13 protein-coding genes and 4 tRNA genes are annotated in these 14195 nt (G+C 65.3%); 13 read left to right on the top strand and 4 right to left on the bottom strand.

Annotated features, from left to right (window positions below):
- Positions 1–65: 65 nt before the first annotated feature.
- The 8 genes from clpP (at position 66) to ACVOKU_RS05930 (ending at position 7629) form a co-directional block, all read left to right on the top strand.
- Complete coding sequence (gene clpP / locus ACVOKU_RS05965) at positions 66–692, top strand: ATP-dependent Clp endopeptidase proteolytic subunit ClpP (protein WP_053520351.1); 627 nt, start codon at positions 66–68, stop codon at positions 690–692.
- 126 nt (positions 693–818) lie between these two features.
- The gene (gene clpX, locus ACVOKU_RS05960) at positions 819–2108 is read left to right on the top strand and encodes an ATP-dependent Clp protease ATP-binding subunit ClpX (RefSeq protein ID WP_053520352.1); all 1290 of its coding nucleotides are present in this window, start codon (positions 819–821) and stop codon (positions 2106–2108) included.
- 142 nt (positions 2109–2250) lie between these two features.
- Positions 2251–4701 (top strand): endopeptidase La, encoded by a 2451-nt coding sequence (gene lon / locus ACVOKU_RS05955; RefSeq protein WP_053520353.1) that lies wholly within the window; start codon positions 2251–2253, stop codon positions 4699–4701.
- A gap of 217 nt (positions 4702–4918) precedes the next feature.
- Positions 4919–5191, top strand: a complete 273-nt coding sequence (locus ACVOKU_RS05950; RefSeq protein ID WP_005408270.1) for an HU family DNA-binding protein — start codon at positions 4919–4921, stop codon at positions 5189–5191.
- Between the two features lie 11 nt (positions 5192–5202).
- Positions 5203–5277, top strand: a tRNA-Val gene (locus ACVOKU_RS05945).
- A 26-nt stretch (positions 5278–5303) separates the two neighbouring features.
- Positions 5304–5380 (top strand) — tRNA-Asp (locus ACVOKU_RS05940).
- A gap of 87 nt (positions 5381–5467) precedes the next feature.
- Positions 5468–5544: transfer RNA gene (locus tag ACVOKU_RS05935), tRNA-Asp, on the top strand.
- A 129-nt stretch (positions 5545–5673) separates the two neighbouring features.
- Positions 5674–7629, top strand: coding sequence for a peptidyl-prolyl cis-trans isomerase (locus ACVOKU_RS05930; protein WP_053519048.1), 1956 nt, complete (start codon positions 5674–5676; stop codon positions 7627–7629).
- Between the two features lie 99 nt (positions 7630–7728).
- Here the strand turns inward: ACVOKU_RS05930 and ACVOKU_RS05925 are convergent, their stop codons facing one another.
- Together ACVOKU_RS05925 and gloB are read right to left on the bottom strand one after the other, a co-directional pair.
- A complete protein-coding gene (locus ACVOKU_RS05925; protein WP_481559380.1) occupies positions 7729–8934 on the bottom strand; it encodes a lytic transglycosylase domain-containing protein in 1206 nt (401 codons plus the stop codon).
- Complete coding sequence (gene gloB, locus ACVOKU_RS05920) at positions 8931–9695, bottom strand: hydroxyacylglutathione hydrolase (protein ID WP_279941662.1); 765 nt, start codon at positions 9693–9695, stop codon at positions 8931–8933. The genes ACVOKU_RS05925 and gloB overlap by 4 nt, the downstream gene beginning before the upstream one ends.
- 11 nt (positions 9696–9706) lie before the next feature.
- On the opposite strand from gloB, the gene ACVOKU_RS05915 reads away from it, so the two are divergent.
- The 3 genes from ACVOKU_RS05915 to dnaQ are packed head-to-tail and all read left to right on the top strand — an operon-like array spanning position 9707 to position 11553.
- A complete protein-coding gene (locus ACVOKU_RS05915; RefSeq protein ID WP_481559379.1) occupies positions 9707–10351 on the top strand; it encodes a methyltransferase domain-containing protein in 645 nt (214 codons plus the stop codon).
- Positions 10352–10364: 13 nt separating this feature from the next.
- A complete protein-coding gene (gene rnhA / locus ACVOKU_RS05910; protein WP_053519056.1) occupies positions 10365–10817 on the top strand; it encodes a ribonuclease HI in 453 nt (150 codons plus the stop codon).
- 4 nt (positions 10818–10821) lie between these two features.
- On the top strand, positions 10822–11553 hold the full coding sequence (dnaQ, locus tag ACVOKU_RS05905; protein WP_053519058.1) for a DNA polymerase III subunit epsilon: 732 nt from the start codon (positions 10822–10824) through the stop codon (positions 11551–11553).
- 35 nt (positions 11554–11588) lie between these two features.
- Here the strand turns inward: dnaQ and ACVOKU_RS05900 are convergent, their stop codons facing one another.
- Positions 11589–12293, bottom strand: a complete 705-nt coding sequence (locus tag ACVOKU_RS05900) for a PP2C family protein-serine/threonine phosphatase (protein ID WP_053519060.1) — start codon at positions 12291–12293, stop codon at positions 11589–11591.
- 162 nt (positions 12294–12455) lie between these two features.
- On the opposite strand from ACVOKU_RS05900, the gene ACVOKU_RS05895 reads away from it, so the two are divergent.
- Both ACVOKU_RS05895 and ACVOKU_RS05890 read left to right on the top strand, forming a co-directional pair.
- Positions 12456–12546: transfer RNA gene (locus ACVOKU_RS05895), tRNA-Ser, on the top strand.
- Positions 12547–12679: 133 nt separating this feature from the next.
- Positions 12680–13084, top strand: a complete 405-nt coding sequence (locus tag ACVOKU_RS05890; RefSeq protein WP_053519062.1) for a DUF6165 family protein — start codon at positions 12680–12682, stop codon at positions 13082–13084.
- A 46-nt stretch (positions 13085–13130) separates the two neighbouring features.
- Here ACVOKU_RS05890 and ACVOKU_RS05885 read toward each other — a convergent pair whose 3' ends face one another.
- The gene (locus tag ACVOKU_RS05885) at positions 13131–14177 is read right to left on the bottom strand and encodes a glycosyltransferase family 9 protein (RefSeq protein ID WP_481559378.1); all 1047 of its coding nucleotides are present in this window, start codon (positions 14175–14177) and stop codon (positions 13131–13133) included.
- Positions 14178–14195 lie beyond the last annotated feature (18 nt).

Raw genomic sequence — 14195 nt, 5'->3', positions numbered from 1 at the left:
TCACCGTATGCCCCGCGCCCCTGCCGGCGCGGGGTTGTTTCCCCCCAAGATAGGTACCTCACGTAATGGACAACCGAACCAAAGCCCTGAACCTGGTTCCGATGGTGGTCGAGCAGACCAGCCGCGGCGAGCGTGCCTACGACATCTATTCGCGCCTGTTGAAGGAGCGCCTGATCTTCCTCGTGGGCCCGATCGACGATCACATGGCCAACGTGGTGGTGGCGCAGTTGCTGTTCCTGGAATCGGAGAACCCGGAGAAGGACATCAACATCTACATCAACTCGCCGGGTGGCGTGGTCACCGCCGGTATGGCGATCTACGACACCATGCAGTACATCAAGCCGAATGTGAGCACCACCTGCATCGGCCAGGCGGCCTCGATGGGTGCCCTCCTGCTGGCCGCAGGTGAAGCCGGCAAGCGCTATGCGCTGCCCAATTCGCGCGTGATGATCCACCAGCCGCTGGGGGGTTACCAGGGCCAGGCGACGGACATCGACATCCACGCGCGCGAGATCCTGACGCTGCGTTCGCGCCTGAATGAGATCCTGGCCCGCCACACCGGCCAGTCGCTGGAAACGATCGCTCGCGATACCGAGCGCGACAACTTCAAGAGTGCGGTCGAAGCGCAGGCCTACGGCCTGGTCGACCAGGTCCTGGAGCGTCGCCCGGATGAGTCGGTCCAGGCGGGTTGAGCCGCCTTCACGGGGCCAGGCAGGCCTCGTTCCTGCAGGGTCGGGCGGGACTGGTGTCCCTCCGGCCCTGTGCTATTCTCGAATCGAACCCCCGTTCAGCGGGTGGGGTAACTGGGTAAGCGAAGCATGAGCGAAGACCGCCAAGGTCGTTCCACGGACACCGGCAAGATCCTCTACTGCTCTTTCTGCGGCAAGAGCCAGCATGAAGTGCGCAAGCTGATTGCGGGTCCGAGCGTGTTCATCTGCGATGAATGCGTGGAGCTGTGCAACGACATCATCCGCGAAGAACTTGAGGAAAAGGCGCAGTCGGCGCGCAGCTCGCTGCCGAAGCCGCGCGAGATCCTCGAGGTCCTCGACCAGTACGTGATCGGCCAGAACCGTGCCAAGCGCACCTTGGCCGTGGCCGTATACAACCATTACAAGCGCATCGAGAGCCGGCAGAAGAACGACGACGTCGAGCTGGCGAAGTCGAACATCCTGCTGGTCGGTCCGACCGGTTCGGGCAAGACCCTGCTGGCCGAAACCCTGGCCCGCCTGCTCAACGTGCCGTTCACCATGGCCGACGCCACCACGCTGACCGAAGCCGGTTACGTGGGCGAGGACGTGGAGAACATCATCCAGAAGCTGCTGCAGAAGTGCGACTACGACGTCGAGAAGGCGCAGCAGGGCATCGTCTACATCGATGAGATCGACAAGATCTCGCGCAAGAGCGAGAACCCGTCGATCACCCGCGACGTGTCCGGCGAAGGCGTACAGCAGGCCCTGCTGAAACTGATCGAAGGTACCGTGGCCAGCGTGCCGCCGCAGGGCGGTCGCAAGCATCCGCAGCAGGAGTTCCTGCAGGTGGACACCAAGAACATCCTGTTCATCTGCGGCGGCGCGTTCGCCGGCCTGGACAAGGTGATCCAGGCCCGTTCCACCGACGTGGGCAGCATCGGCTTCGGCGCCAAGGTGAAGAGTGCCGAGCGCAAGCAGGAAGTGGGCAAGCTGCTGGCGGAAGTCGAGCCGGAAGATCTGATCAAGTTCGGCCTGATTCCCGAGTTCGTCGGCCGCCTGCCGGTGGTGGCGACCCTGGAGGAGCTGGACGAGCCGGCCCTGATCAAGATCCTGACCGAACCGAAGAACGCCATCACCAAGCAGTTCAAGAAGCTGTTCGAGATGGAGAACGTCGAGCTGGAGTTCCGTCCGGACGCCCTGTCGGCCATCGCCCGCAAGGCGCTCAAGCGCAAGACCGGCGCCCGGGGCCTGCGCACCATCGTCGAATCGGTGCTGCTGGACACCATGTACGACCTGCCTTCGCAGGAAAACGTCAGCAAGGTGGTGGTGGACGAATCGGTGATCGAGCACAAGTCCGAGCCGTACCTGATCTACCAGACCCCGGCGGCCCCTGAACAGAAGGCCGCAGGCGCCGAGTGATTCTTCCAAGTTGTTGATTGGAAAGAATTTTAAAGGAATGCCTTGCATCTGAAAGCCGATGGCCCCATAACGGGGCCATCGGCTTTTTTTGTCTCCGGAAGATGTCCTCCCGGAGGCGGTTTTCCCCTTCCCTGGAGCCCCCATGGCCCGTTCCCCAAGTGAAACCCTCGACCTGCCGGTCCTGCCGCTGCGCGACGTAGTGGTGTTCCCGCACATGGTCATCCCGCTGTTCGTCGGCCGTGACAAGTCCATGCACGCGCTGGAACAGGCAATGGAGGCAGACAAGCGCATCCTGCTGCTCGCGCAGAAGTCCGCCGAGACCGACGACCCGCATGCGGCCGATCTCTACCAGGTCGGTACGCTGGCGCAGGTGCTGCAGCTGCTGAAGCTGCCCGATGGCACGATCAAGGTGCTGGTCGAAGGCCTCTCGCGCGTGCAGGTGACCCATGTCGACGAACGCAACGGTTCGCTGCACGGCCAGGCCGTGGAGATCGACGCTGCGGACGAGCGCGAGCCGCGCGAGATCGAGGCGATCGCCCGCTCGCTGATGTCGCTGTTCGAGCAGTACGTGAAAACCAACCGCAAGCTTCCGCCGGAGCTGCTGCAGACCCTGGCCGGGATCGACGAGCCTGCGCGCCTGGCTGACACCATCGCCGCCCACATCAGCGTGCGCCTGGCCGACAAGCAGCGCCTGCTGGAAACGCTGGCCGTCGGCGAGCGCCTGGAGATGCTGGTCGGCCTGGTCGACGGCGAGATCGACGTGCAGCAGATGGAAAAGCGCATCCGCGGCCGCGTGAAGTCGCAGATGGAGAAGAGCCAGCGCGAGTACTACCTCAACGAACAGATGAAGGCCATCCAGAAGGAACTGGGTGACCTCGACGACGCGCCGGGCGAGCTGGAAGAGCTGGCCCGCAAGATCGCCGAAGCGGGCATGCCGAAGGCCGTGGAAGCCAAGGCGCGCAACGAACTGAACAAGCTCAAGCAGATGTCGCCGATGTCCGCTGAGGCGGCGGTCGTGCGCAATTATCTGGAGTGGCTGCTGGGCGTGCCGTGGAAGAAGCGCACCAAGGTGCGCAAGGACCTGAAGGCCGCGCAGGACACACTCGATGCCGACCATTACGGCCTGGAGAAGGTCAAGGAGCGCATCCTTGAATACCTGGCGGTGCAGTCGCGGGTGAAGCAGATGAAGGGCCCGATCCTGTGCCTGGTCGGGCCCCCGGGCGTGGGCAAGACCTCGCTCGGCCAGTCCATCGCCAAGGCCACCAACCGCAAGTTCGTGCGCATGTCGCTGGGCGGCGTGCGTGATGAGGCCGAGATCCGTGGCCACCGTCGCACCTACGTCGGCTCCATGCCGGGCCGCATCGTGCAGAACCTCAACAAGGTCGGCAGCAAGAACCCGCTGTTCGTGCTCGACGAGATCGACAAGATGTCGATGGACTTCCGTGGTGATCCCTCCTCGGCGCTGCTGGAAGTGCTCGATCCGGAGCAGAACAACGCATTCAACGATCACTACCTGGAAGTGGACCTGGATCTGTCGGAAGTGATGTTCGTGGCCACCTCGAACTCGCTCAACATTCCGGGCCCGCTGCTGGACCGCATGGAAGTGATCCGCATCCCCGGTTACACCGAGGATGAGAAGCTCAACATCGCGACCCGCTACCTGGTGCCCAAGCAGATCAAGGCCAATGGCCTGAAGCCGGAGGAACTGGAAATCGGCAGCGATGCGATCCAGGACATCGTGCGCTACTACACCCGCGAGTCGGGCGTTCGCAATCTGGAACGCGAGATCGCCAAGATCTGCCGCAAGGTGGTGAAGGAGATCGCGCTGGCAGGCCCGCAGCCGGTGAAGGCCAGGAAGGGCGCGAAGAAGGCCAAGGCGCTGGTCACGGTGACCGGCAAGAACCTGGACAAGTACCTGGGCGTGCGCCGCTTCGATTTTGGTCGCGCCGAGGAAGAAAACGAGATCGGCCTGGTCACCGGCCTGGCCTGGACCGAAGTCGGTGGCGACCTGCTGCAGATCGAATCGACGCTGGTACCGGGCAAGGGCCAGTTGATCCTGACCGGCCAGCTCGGCAACGTGATGAAGGAATCGGCTTCGGCGGCGCTGTCGGTCGTGCGTTCGCGCGCCGATCGTTTCGGCATCGACAGCGACTTCCTGCAGAAGCACGACGTGCACCTGCACGTTCCGGACGGTGCCACGCCGAAGGACGGCCCGAGCGCCGGCGCGGCGATGGTGACGTCCCTGGTCTCGATGCTGACCAGGGTGCCGGTGCGTGCCGATGTGGCGATGACCGGCGAAATCACGCTGCGTGGGCGGGTCACCGCCATCGGTGGACTGAAGGAGAAGCTGCTGGCTGCACTGCGTGGCGGTATCCGCACGGTCATCATTCCCGAAGAGAACCGCAAGGATCTGGCCGACATCCCGGCCAACGTCACCCGTGATCTGAAGATCGTGCCGGTGAAGTACATCGAAGAAGTGCTTGATCTGGCATTGGAGCGTCCGCTGGCACCGAAGAAGGCGCGCAAGAGTGCGCAGCGCGTCACGGTACGTAGCAAGGCGAAACCGAGTGGAAACGCGCGCGTCAAGCACTGACGCGCGTTGCCGAATGGCCTGAAACCCGCGTCGTTGCTGGCTTTCCAGCTTGCGTGGGGGTAGGGCCACTGGTATAAAAGCAGCACTCGCAAATGAGTGATCGCTGTTGGCGATCTCTGAATCGGCGAACCGTTTCCACATGGCGATCGCGCGCAGATGGCGTGCGGTTGCTTCCCTGTCGAATCCGCGGAACCCACCGCCAAAGGAGTTGTAGAGAATGAACAAGACCGAATTGATCGACGCCGTTGCTGAAGCTGCCGACCTGACCAAGGCCGAGTCCAGCCGCGCTGTCGATGCCGTCGTTGCTGCCATCACCAAGGCGCTGAAGGACGGCGATGCGGTCACCCTGGTTGGCTTCGGTACCTTCCAGGTCCGCGACCGTGCAGCCCGCACCGGCCGCAACCCGAAGACCGGCGACACCATCAAGATCGCTGCTTCGAAGAATCCGTCCTTCAAGGCTGGCAAGGCCCTTAAGGATGCTGTAAACTAAGCGGCTCGCTGGGGTGCTTAGCTCAGCGGTAGAGCGTCTCCTTTACACGGAGAGGGTCGGGGGTTCGAAACCCTCAGCACCCACCACAGCACCGCGGTAAAAGTTTGAGTGTGGAGCGGTAGTTCAGCTGGTTAGAATGCTGGCCTGTCACGCCGGAGGTCGCGGGTTCGAGTCCCGTCCGCTCCGCCACTTCAACGAGGCCCCCGGCCCAAAGCTGGGGGCCTTGTCTTCTCCCCGGCCTGTCCGGGACGAAGGCAGAAGGGTTGTCGCAAGCACGGAGCGGTAGTTCAGCTGGTTAGAATGCTGGCCTGTCACGCCGGAGGTCGCGGGTTCGAGTCCCGTCCGCTCCGCCAACTTTCAAAAGCCCTCGGCAATGCCGGGGGCTTTTTCTTTGCGCGCATGTTGCCCTTGGCGTTTTTGGTCCCTGCGACGAAGCGGGTTACACTGCCGGGCTCGCCAATCAGGCCTTGTGATTCCTCACCATGCTGCAGAAACTCCGCGACAAGACCTCAGGCTGGATCGTCACCGTGATCCTGGGGCTGCTGATGATTCCGTTCCTGTTCGTGATCGACAACAGCTACCTGGGTGGCGTTGGCGCACAGAACGTGGCCAAGGTTTCCGCACCGCCGACCTGGTGGCGTTCCGCGCCGTCGTGGTGGCCGGTACGCATGCTGTGGCAGCACCATGAGATCAGCGCGCAGGATTTCCGCACCCGTTTCGAGCAGGAGCGCATGCGTGAGCGCCAGCAGCAGGGCGAGAACTTCGACCCGCGCGCGTTCGAAAGCACCGAGAACAAGCTGGCGGTCCTGGATCAGCTGATCGACGAGCAGGTTGTGCGCCTGGTCGGCGAGCAGGCAGGTGTGGTGATTGGCGATGGCGCCGTGCGCGAGTACATCACGTCCATGCCGGCGTTCCAGGGGCCGGATGGCAAGTTCAACGAGAACAGCTACCGCCTGGCGCTGGCCGGCGGCAATCCTCCGCGTACCCCGACCCAGTTCCAGGAACTGGTGCGCGAGAGCCTGCAGCAGTCGGTGATTCCGGCCGGACTGCAGAACTCCGGTTTTGTCACCCAGGCCGAGACCGAACGCCTGTTGAAGCTGCTGGGCGAAACCCGTGATGTCGAGCTGGCTGCGCTGCCGCCGGTGCCGGCTGACACGGCCCCGGTGACCGATGCGCAGATCAAGCAGTGGTACGACAGCCATGGCAAGGATTTCCGCCAGGCCGAAACCGTTTCGCTGGAGTATGTCGAGGTCAACGGTGCCAACCTGCCGGCGCCGACGCCGGCCGACGAAGCCACCCTGCGCAAGCGCTACGAGGAAGAAAAGGCCAAGTTCACCTCTCCGGAGCAGCGCCAGGCCGCCCACATCCTGATTACCGGCGACGGTGCTGAGGCCAAGGCGAACAAGCTGGCGGCCGAGGCAAAGGCGGCCGGTGCCGACTTCGCAGCCCTGGCCAAGGCCAACTCCGAGGATCCAGGCTCCAAGGACCAGGGCGGTGACCTGGGCTGGGTGGAGCGTGGCGCGATGGTCAAGCCGTTTGAAGACGCCCTGTTCGCGGCCAAGGCCGGCGACGTGATCGGTCCGGTCAAGACCGACTTCGGATACCACATCATCAAGGTGGCCGCGGTACGCGGCGGCGAAGGCAAGTCGTTCGAGGACGTGCGCGATACGCTGGCCGCCGAACAGCTCAAGGCCGACGGCGAGCGCGGTTTCAACGAGCTGGCCGGCCGTTTGGTCGATGCCATCAACAAGAGCCCGAGCGACCTGGCTGCCGCAGCCAAGGAAGTGGGGCTGCCGCTGCAGACCCTGGGACCGATCACCCGCGCTACCGCCAGCGGCATCGCCAGCGACCCGGCCGTGCTGCGCGCCGCGTTCTCGGACGTCCTGGTGCAGGACGGGACCGCCAGCGATCCGATCGCCCTGGGAGGCGCCACCAACCACAGCGTCGTGATCCGCGTCGCGGCCCACACGCCGGAGCAGGCGCTGCCGCTGGAGAAGGCCCGCGAGCAGGTGATCGCCGCGATTCGTGCCGACCGCCAGCGCCAGGCCAGCGACAAGGCGGCCGAAGCGCTGCTGGCCAAGTTGAAGGGCGGTGCCACCCTGCAGTCGCTGGCTGCCAGCGAAAAGCTGCAGCTGAGCCCGATGCCGGGCCTGCCGCGTGGCCAGCCGGTGCCGACCCCGGAAATCAACAGCGCGATCTTCAGCGCGCCGGTACCCACCGCAGGCAAGCCGACCTACGGCAAGGTCGACGTCAACGGCCGTGCGCTGGTGTTCGCGGTGAACAAGGTCAATCCGGGCGACATCAAGGACGTGACCGCCGAGCAGCAGAAGCAGCTGAAGGAACAGTTGAGCCAGATCGACGGCATGGCCGCAGCCAAGGCCTACATCGACGCGATGCGCAAGAAGTTCGTGGTGCAGACCACCGAAGCGAATCTGTAAGCCCACGGCGGGCAGAACGGAAAGGCCCGGCATTGCCGGGCCTTTTTCGTGGGCGGGTGCCCGGTAGCAGGAGGATCGCGCGGCGCTGCTGTGCGCCGGTCAGTCTTCCAGGCGAAGCACCGCGCCCGGCTTGAGCACGCTGCTGCCACTCAGGCCATTCAGCGACAGCAGCGCCTTGACCGGCATGCCGTAGCGACGGGCAATGGTCCAGGCCGACTCGCCGTTGCGCACCGTATGCCGACGGCTGCGCGGACGGTCGACAGCGGCGGCGACGGTGCGGGCAACCTGCGGCGCTGGCGAGGCAGCGGGGGCAGAGGTGGACGAAACCGAGGCCGCCAGCGCCGTCGTGCTGTCCACTACGTCGGCGGTCGCCGCTGCGACAGGGGCCAGCACCCGGGTGGTGCCCGTGGGGCGGCCACCGGCGGCCAGGGCGGGATTCAGGCGGGCGATGCGTGCCGGGTCCAGTGAGCGCTGGGCGGCCCACTGCTGGACGCTGGTGCCGGCCGGCAGGGCATGATCCTTCAGCACCGGCACGGTGCGGTCCAGCGAGGCCATGACGCCCGGCTGTTCTTCCACGTCTTCCAGCACGCAGGCCAGGGCGTGAAGCTTCTCGACGTAGGCATAGGTGACCGGCGACAGGCCGGGCAGGGCCGATGGCGTGGAGTTCTGCGCATTCATGCCCGCCTTGCGCAGCGCCTGCAGCACGCGATATTCGCCAGCGTTGTAGGCCATGGTGGCCAGCCGCCAGTCGCCGCCGAACATGCCGTGCAGGGTTTTCAGGTAGCGCACCGCGGCCTGGGTCGAATCCACCGCCGACAGGCGGCCGTCGTAGCCGTTGGCCATCGGCACGCGATGGTTGCGGGCGGTGGTGGCGATGAACTGCCACAACCCGGTCGGTCCGCTGCCATTGCGGGCATTGGGCCGGTAGCCGCTTTCCACGAAGGGAATCAGCGCGAATTCGGTCGGCAGGTTGGCCTTGCGCAGTTCTTCGACCACATAGCCGAACAGGACCAGTGCATCGTCATCCTGGTTGGCCAGGCGCGAAGGGGCGTGCGCGAACTGCTTCTGCCAGCGCGGGCTGGTGGCCTCGGCGTCGCAGGTGGGTTCAGCCAGGCCATCGCGGAAGCTGGAGAAGATCTCCTGGCCATTGCGCACCGATGCAGGTGGCAGCGAAGAGGCGTCCAGGGGCAACGCAGCAGCGGCGGTGAGATTCTGGCCGATGCCAGCGCCCAGCGACTGCGCGCCTGCGGTTCCAGCCAGCCCCAGAGCGATGCCCAGGGCCAGCGGCAGACTTCGGCGCATCATGCGCGGAAGCCGTCTTTCCAATGCCGGAGACCGGCCATGACATCGACATCGTCAACGATGTCGCGCCCCAGGTACGCCGACACCGCCGCGCGGATCGGCGCGGTGTGCACACGCAGGAACGGATTGCAGTCCAGTTCATTGGCCAGGGTTACCGGCAGGGTGGAACGGTCATCGCGGCGCATGGCCAAAGCCTCCTCTTGGCGCTGCCGCAGGGCAGCGTTGGCGGGGTCGACATGCCGCGCGAAGACGGCATTTGACACGGTGTACTCATGGGCACAACAAAGTAGCAGTCGTGCAGGCAAGGTACCCAGCGTGCGCATCGATGCCAGCAGCTGGGACGGCGTACCTTCGAACAGGCGTCCACAGCCCAGGCTGAACAACGAATCTCCGCTGAAAAGATGTTCAGCAGTGTGAAACGCGATGTGGCTGCGGGTATGCCCGGGCACGGATAGTACGTGGAACGTCCGGCCCAGTGCCTGAACGCGTTCACCTTCGCCGACGCGTTCGGTGGCGGTGGTGATGCGTTCCTCCACCGGTGCGACCACCCGCGCGCCGGGAAAACGGGCACGCAGGGCCGGCACGCCACCGATGTGGTCGTCGTGATGGTGGGTCAGCAGGATGGTATCCACGCGCAGGCCCTGTTCGGCCAGCGCGAGCACCGGCGCGGCATCACCGGGATCGACGACGATGGCAGCGCCTTCATCATCGATCAGCACCCAGATGTAGTTGTCCGCAAATGCGGGCAGGGCAGTCAGTCGCATAGAATTGGACCATGCCCGCGCTGGAGAGCACCCGTCAAGCGAGCCTGGCCCCGTGGTTCGACAGCGAGCCGGCGGCGGCCCTGCGCGTGCTGGAGCGGCAACTGCTGTTGCCACAGCTGTCGGTGCTGCCCGCACAGCCCTGGATGTGGATCGCGCCGAGCGCTGCCTGGCTGGAAGATGCGCAGCCGGGCGGGCGCGGCCTGCGCCTGTACCGCAATGGCGGCCGCTATGCCGGCGATGCGTGCTGCGGTCTGCCGCTGCCGCTGGCCACCGAAAGCGTCAATGCCATCGTGCTGCAGCACGTGACGGCCGCTGATGCCGACCAGCTGCTTGACGAGTGCGAGCGGGTGCTGATGCCCGGCGGCCATCTGTGGTTGAGCAGCCTTAATCCGTTCAGTCCGTTCCGCACCCACTGGCGCCAGCATGGCCTGACGGTGCGTACGCCGCAGCGGATCCGCCAGCTGCTGGGTCGTCACGGGCTGGACTGCGACGACATGCGCTACCTGGGCCCGCTCTGGCAGGGCGCCGGCAGTCGTGGCCGCGGGGGTTGGGCCCCGCTGCGCGCGGCCTGCCTGTTCCATGCCGAAAAACGTACGTTGGCCCTGCCCGGGCCGACACCGCTGCCGGTGCGCTGGCATGGCACCGTTGCTACCTGATTCTGGAGCTGTATTGAAAACCATCGAAATCCATACCGACGGATCCTGCCTCGGCAATCCCGGTCCCGGCGGCTGGGCCGCGTTGCTGCGCTACAAGGACCACGAGCGTGAACTGAGCGGCGGCGAAGCGCATACCACCAACAACCGGATGGAACTGATGGCGGCCATTTCCGGCCTGGAGGCGCTGACCGAGCCCTGCAACATCGTGCTGTTCACCGACTCCCAGTATGTGCGGCAGGGCCTGACCCAATGGATGCCGGGCTGGATCCGCAAGAACTGGAAGACCGCCGGAGGTGATCCGGTGAAGAACCGCGAGCTGTGGGAGCGGCTGCATGCGGCCACGCTGCGGCACCAGATCGACTGGCGCTGGGTGAAGGGGCATTCCGGCGATCCGGACAATGAACGCGTCGATACGCTGGCGCGCAATGCCGCCATCCAGATCCGCGATGCCAGCCCGGTAAACTGAGCCCATGCGTCAGATCATCCTCGATACCGAAACCACCGGCCTGGAGTGGAAGAAGGGCAACCGCATCGTCGAAATCGGCTGCGTGGAGCTGTTCAAGCGTCGCCCCACCGGCAACAACTATCACCAGTACATCAAGCCGGACTGTGAGTTCGAACAGGGCGCGCAGGAAGTCACCGGCCTGACCCTGGACTTCCTGGCCGACAAGCCCGAGTTCGCGCAGATCGCCGACGAGTTCCTGGCGTTCATCGACGGCGCCGAGCTGATCATCCACAACGCGGCATTCGACCTGGGTTTCCTCGACAACGAGCTGTCCCTGCTGGGGCCGCAGTACGGGAAGATCACCGATCGCTGCACCGTGATCGATACCCTGGCGATGGCGCGCGAGCGTTTCCCGGGCCAGCGCAACTCGCTGGATGCGCTGTGCAAGCGGCTGGGCGTGGACAATTCGCACCGTGCACTGCACGGCGGCCTGCTCGATGCGCAGATCCTGGGCGATGTCTACATCGCGCTGACGTCAGGGCAGGAAGAGATCGGCTTCGGCCTGGGCGAGGACGAAGCCGGCGCGGGTGGCGCGGTGCTGCAGGCGTTCGATGCTGCCAAGCTGCTGCCGCGTCCGCGCGTGGTCGCCACCGCATCGGAACGTGAAGCGCACGCCGCGCGACTGGAACGCCTGCGCAAGAAGGCCGGTCATGCGCTGTGGGACGGCCCGAAGGTGGAAGAGCCCGCCAGCGCGTAGACCCTCGGCGCAGGGTGCGCGTGCGGTCCGCTGGCTCAGTGGCAGCGGACCAGGATCACGCTGATGTTGTCGCGGCCGCCGCCATCCAGCGCGGCGGCGACGAGCGTATCTACGCATTCCTGTGCGCTGGCGTCGTCGAAGGCCAGCGTGCGGGCGATGCCACGATCATCGACTTCCTCGGTCAGGCCATCGCTGCACAGCAGCAGCTGCATGCCGGGACGAAGTTCGCCACGGGTGGTGGCCACGTTCAGGTGCGCCGGATCGGTTACACCCAGCGCCTGGGTGACCACATTGCGGTGCGGATGCGCGCGCGCCTGCTCCGCGGTCAGGTTGCCCTGCGTGACCAGTTCCTGCACCACGCTGTGATCCTGGCTGAGCTGGGCCAGCTGGCCGTCGCGCCACAGGTAGGCCCGGCTGTCACCGACCCAGGCCACTTCGTAGCGATTGCCCTGCACGCGCGCAGCGACCACGGTGGTGCCCATCGGCAGCGTATCGTTGCGTCGCCGCGAAGCGCGGATGATCTCTTCGTCGGCCGTGCGGATGGCCTGCTCCAGCGACGCGCCGCGGCGGATCTCGCGGACGATGGCTTCGCGCGCCAGCGCGCTGGCGACCTCGCCGCAGGCGTGCCCGCCCATGCCATCGGCCACCAGCCACACGCCCAGCTCGCTGTCACCGTAATAGGTGTCCTCGTTGAGCTCGCGGCGCAGGCCGGGATGGGTGAGATGTCCGAATTCGATCATGGTGTGCGGGGCGGAGTAGCGCGGGGGAGAGGGCATCATCACGGCGTGACCGGCATCCGGCAAGGCATGGCGGCAGGAAAATTGCGCCGCAGGCCCCAGGAGACTTGTCGGCAGCCTCACTTCCTCGTATGATGCGCGTCCCCGGTTCGCCGGGGACCACCCGGAGAGGTGGCAGAGTGGTTGAATGTACCTGACTCGAAATCAGGCAGGCGTTTATAGCGCCTCGGGGGTTCGAATCCCCCCCTCTCCGCCAGATGAAGAAGAAAGCCGCCCCCCGGGCGGCTTTTTTCGTTGTCCCGCTGGCCGCGCGCGTTGCGGGGCGGCAATGGATCTCCCCTCGGGATGCTGCGGGTTAACATGTACGCATCACCTGCTGGAGCTCCCCCATGACTGCTGAAATCCTCGTTCCCGTGTCCTTTGGCGAACTGCTCGACAAGATTTCGATCCTGCAGATCAAGTCCGAGCGGATCAGCGACGAGGGCAAGCTGGCCAACGTGCGCAAGGAGCTGTCGGCGCTGGAGCAGACCTGGATGGCGCACCCGGCCGCGGTCAAGGACATCGCCAAGCTGCGTGGTGAACTCAAGGCCGTCAACGAGCAGCTGTGGGACATCGAGGACGACATCCGCCTGAAGGAGAAGGCGCAGGCGTTCGACCAGGGCTTCATCGACCTTGCGCGCAGTGTGTATCTGCGCAACGACGAGCGCGCTCGCATCAAGAAGGCGATCAACCTGGCACTGGGCTCTGCCTACGTGGAAGAGAAGTCGTACCAGGATTACGCACAGCGCGGGTGAGATGGATCCGCCGGGCGTGGCCCGGCGCTACCGATGATCCATCGACTCAGGTGAGGTGGTCCGTCACGTAACGTTCGAAGGCGGCGATGCCGTCCTCGACCGTGATCAGTTCCATCACATCATCGAACTCGATCTTGGTGCCCCACTTGAGGTCGGCGGCCTGCTTGCCGAGATACTTGCGTGCGGCGTCGTCATAGCGGTCCACGCAGTAGCGGCGATCCGAATACGGGCCGCTGCGGTGCGGGTTGCTGGCCGCGTGCAGGCCCAGCACCTTCGCTCCCATGGCATTGGCGATATGCATCGGTCCCGAATCGGGTGTCATCACCAGATTGGCGCGTGCCAGCAGCGCAGGCAGCTGCTTGAGCGTGTCCTTGCCGACCAGGTCCAGTGCCGGCGTGTGCAGCTGGGCCTGGATCGCGTCGGCCATGCTGCGTTCCAGTTCACTGCGGCCACCGCACAGCACCACCTGCCAGCCGCGCTGCGTAGCATGGTTGGCGACGGCCGCGTAGCGGTCGGCGTACCAGTTGCGGCGGACGTGGCTGGAGCAGGGCGAAATCATCAGTACCGGCCGGCCATCATCCTGCCACTGCGCCGCGGCCCACTCGAAGGCGGACTGCGGCACGGCCAGGTCCCAGCTCACGTCGGTCTGGCGCAGGCCCAGCGGCTCGCAGAAGCTGCCGATCGCATCCAGCACATGGATGCCGGGGCGGTCCGGAATGCGTTCGTTGATGAACAACCCATGCAGGTCCTTCGAGCGGCTGCGGTCGTATCCGATGCGGCGTTCGGCCGGGATGAACGCCGACAGCAGGTTCGCGCGGAAGGCCACCTGCATCTGCAGCAGCGCCTCGAAGCGCCCCGGTGGCAGCTGCTTGCGCAGCTCCTTGACGCCGGCCATGCCGCTCTTCTTGTCGTAGCCGTGGAAGGTCACGCCCGGCAGACCCTCGAGCAGCTTCTGCCCGGCCTTGTCGATGATCCAGTGGATCGGCGTGTCCGGGCGCGCGGCCTGCAGCGTACGCACCAGGGGCACCACGTGGGTGACATCGCCAAGTGCGGACAGGCGCAGAAGGCACAAGGATGAGGACGCTGATGCCATGTGTTGTTAGACTCAAAG

This window comes from Stenotrophomonas sp. STEN147, from assembly GCF_056757995.1.
Note: the sequence above shows the minus strand (reverse complement) of the source record. Positions and strands in the feature narration are given on the sequence as shown.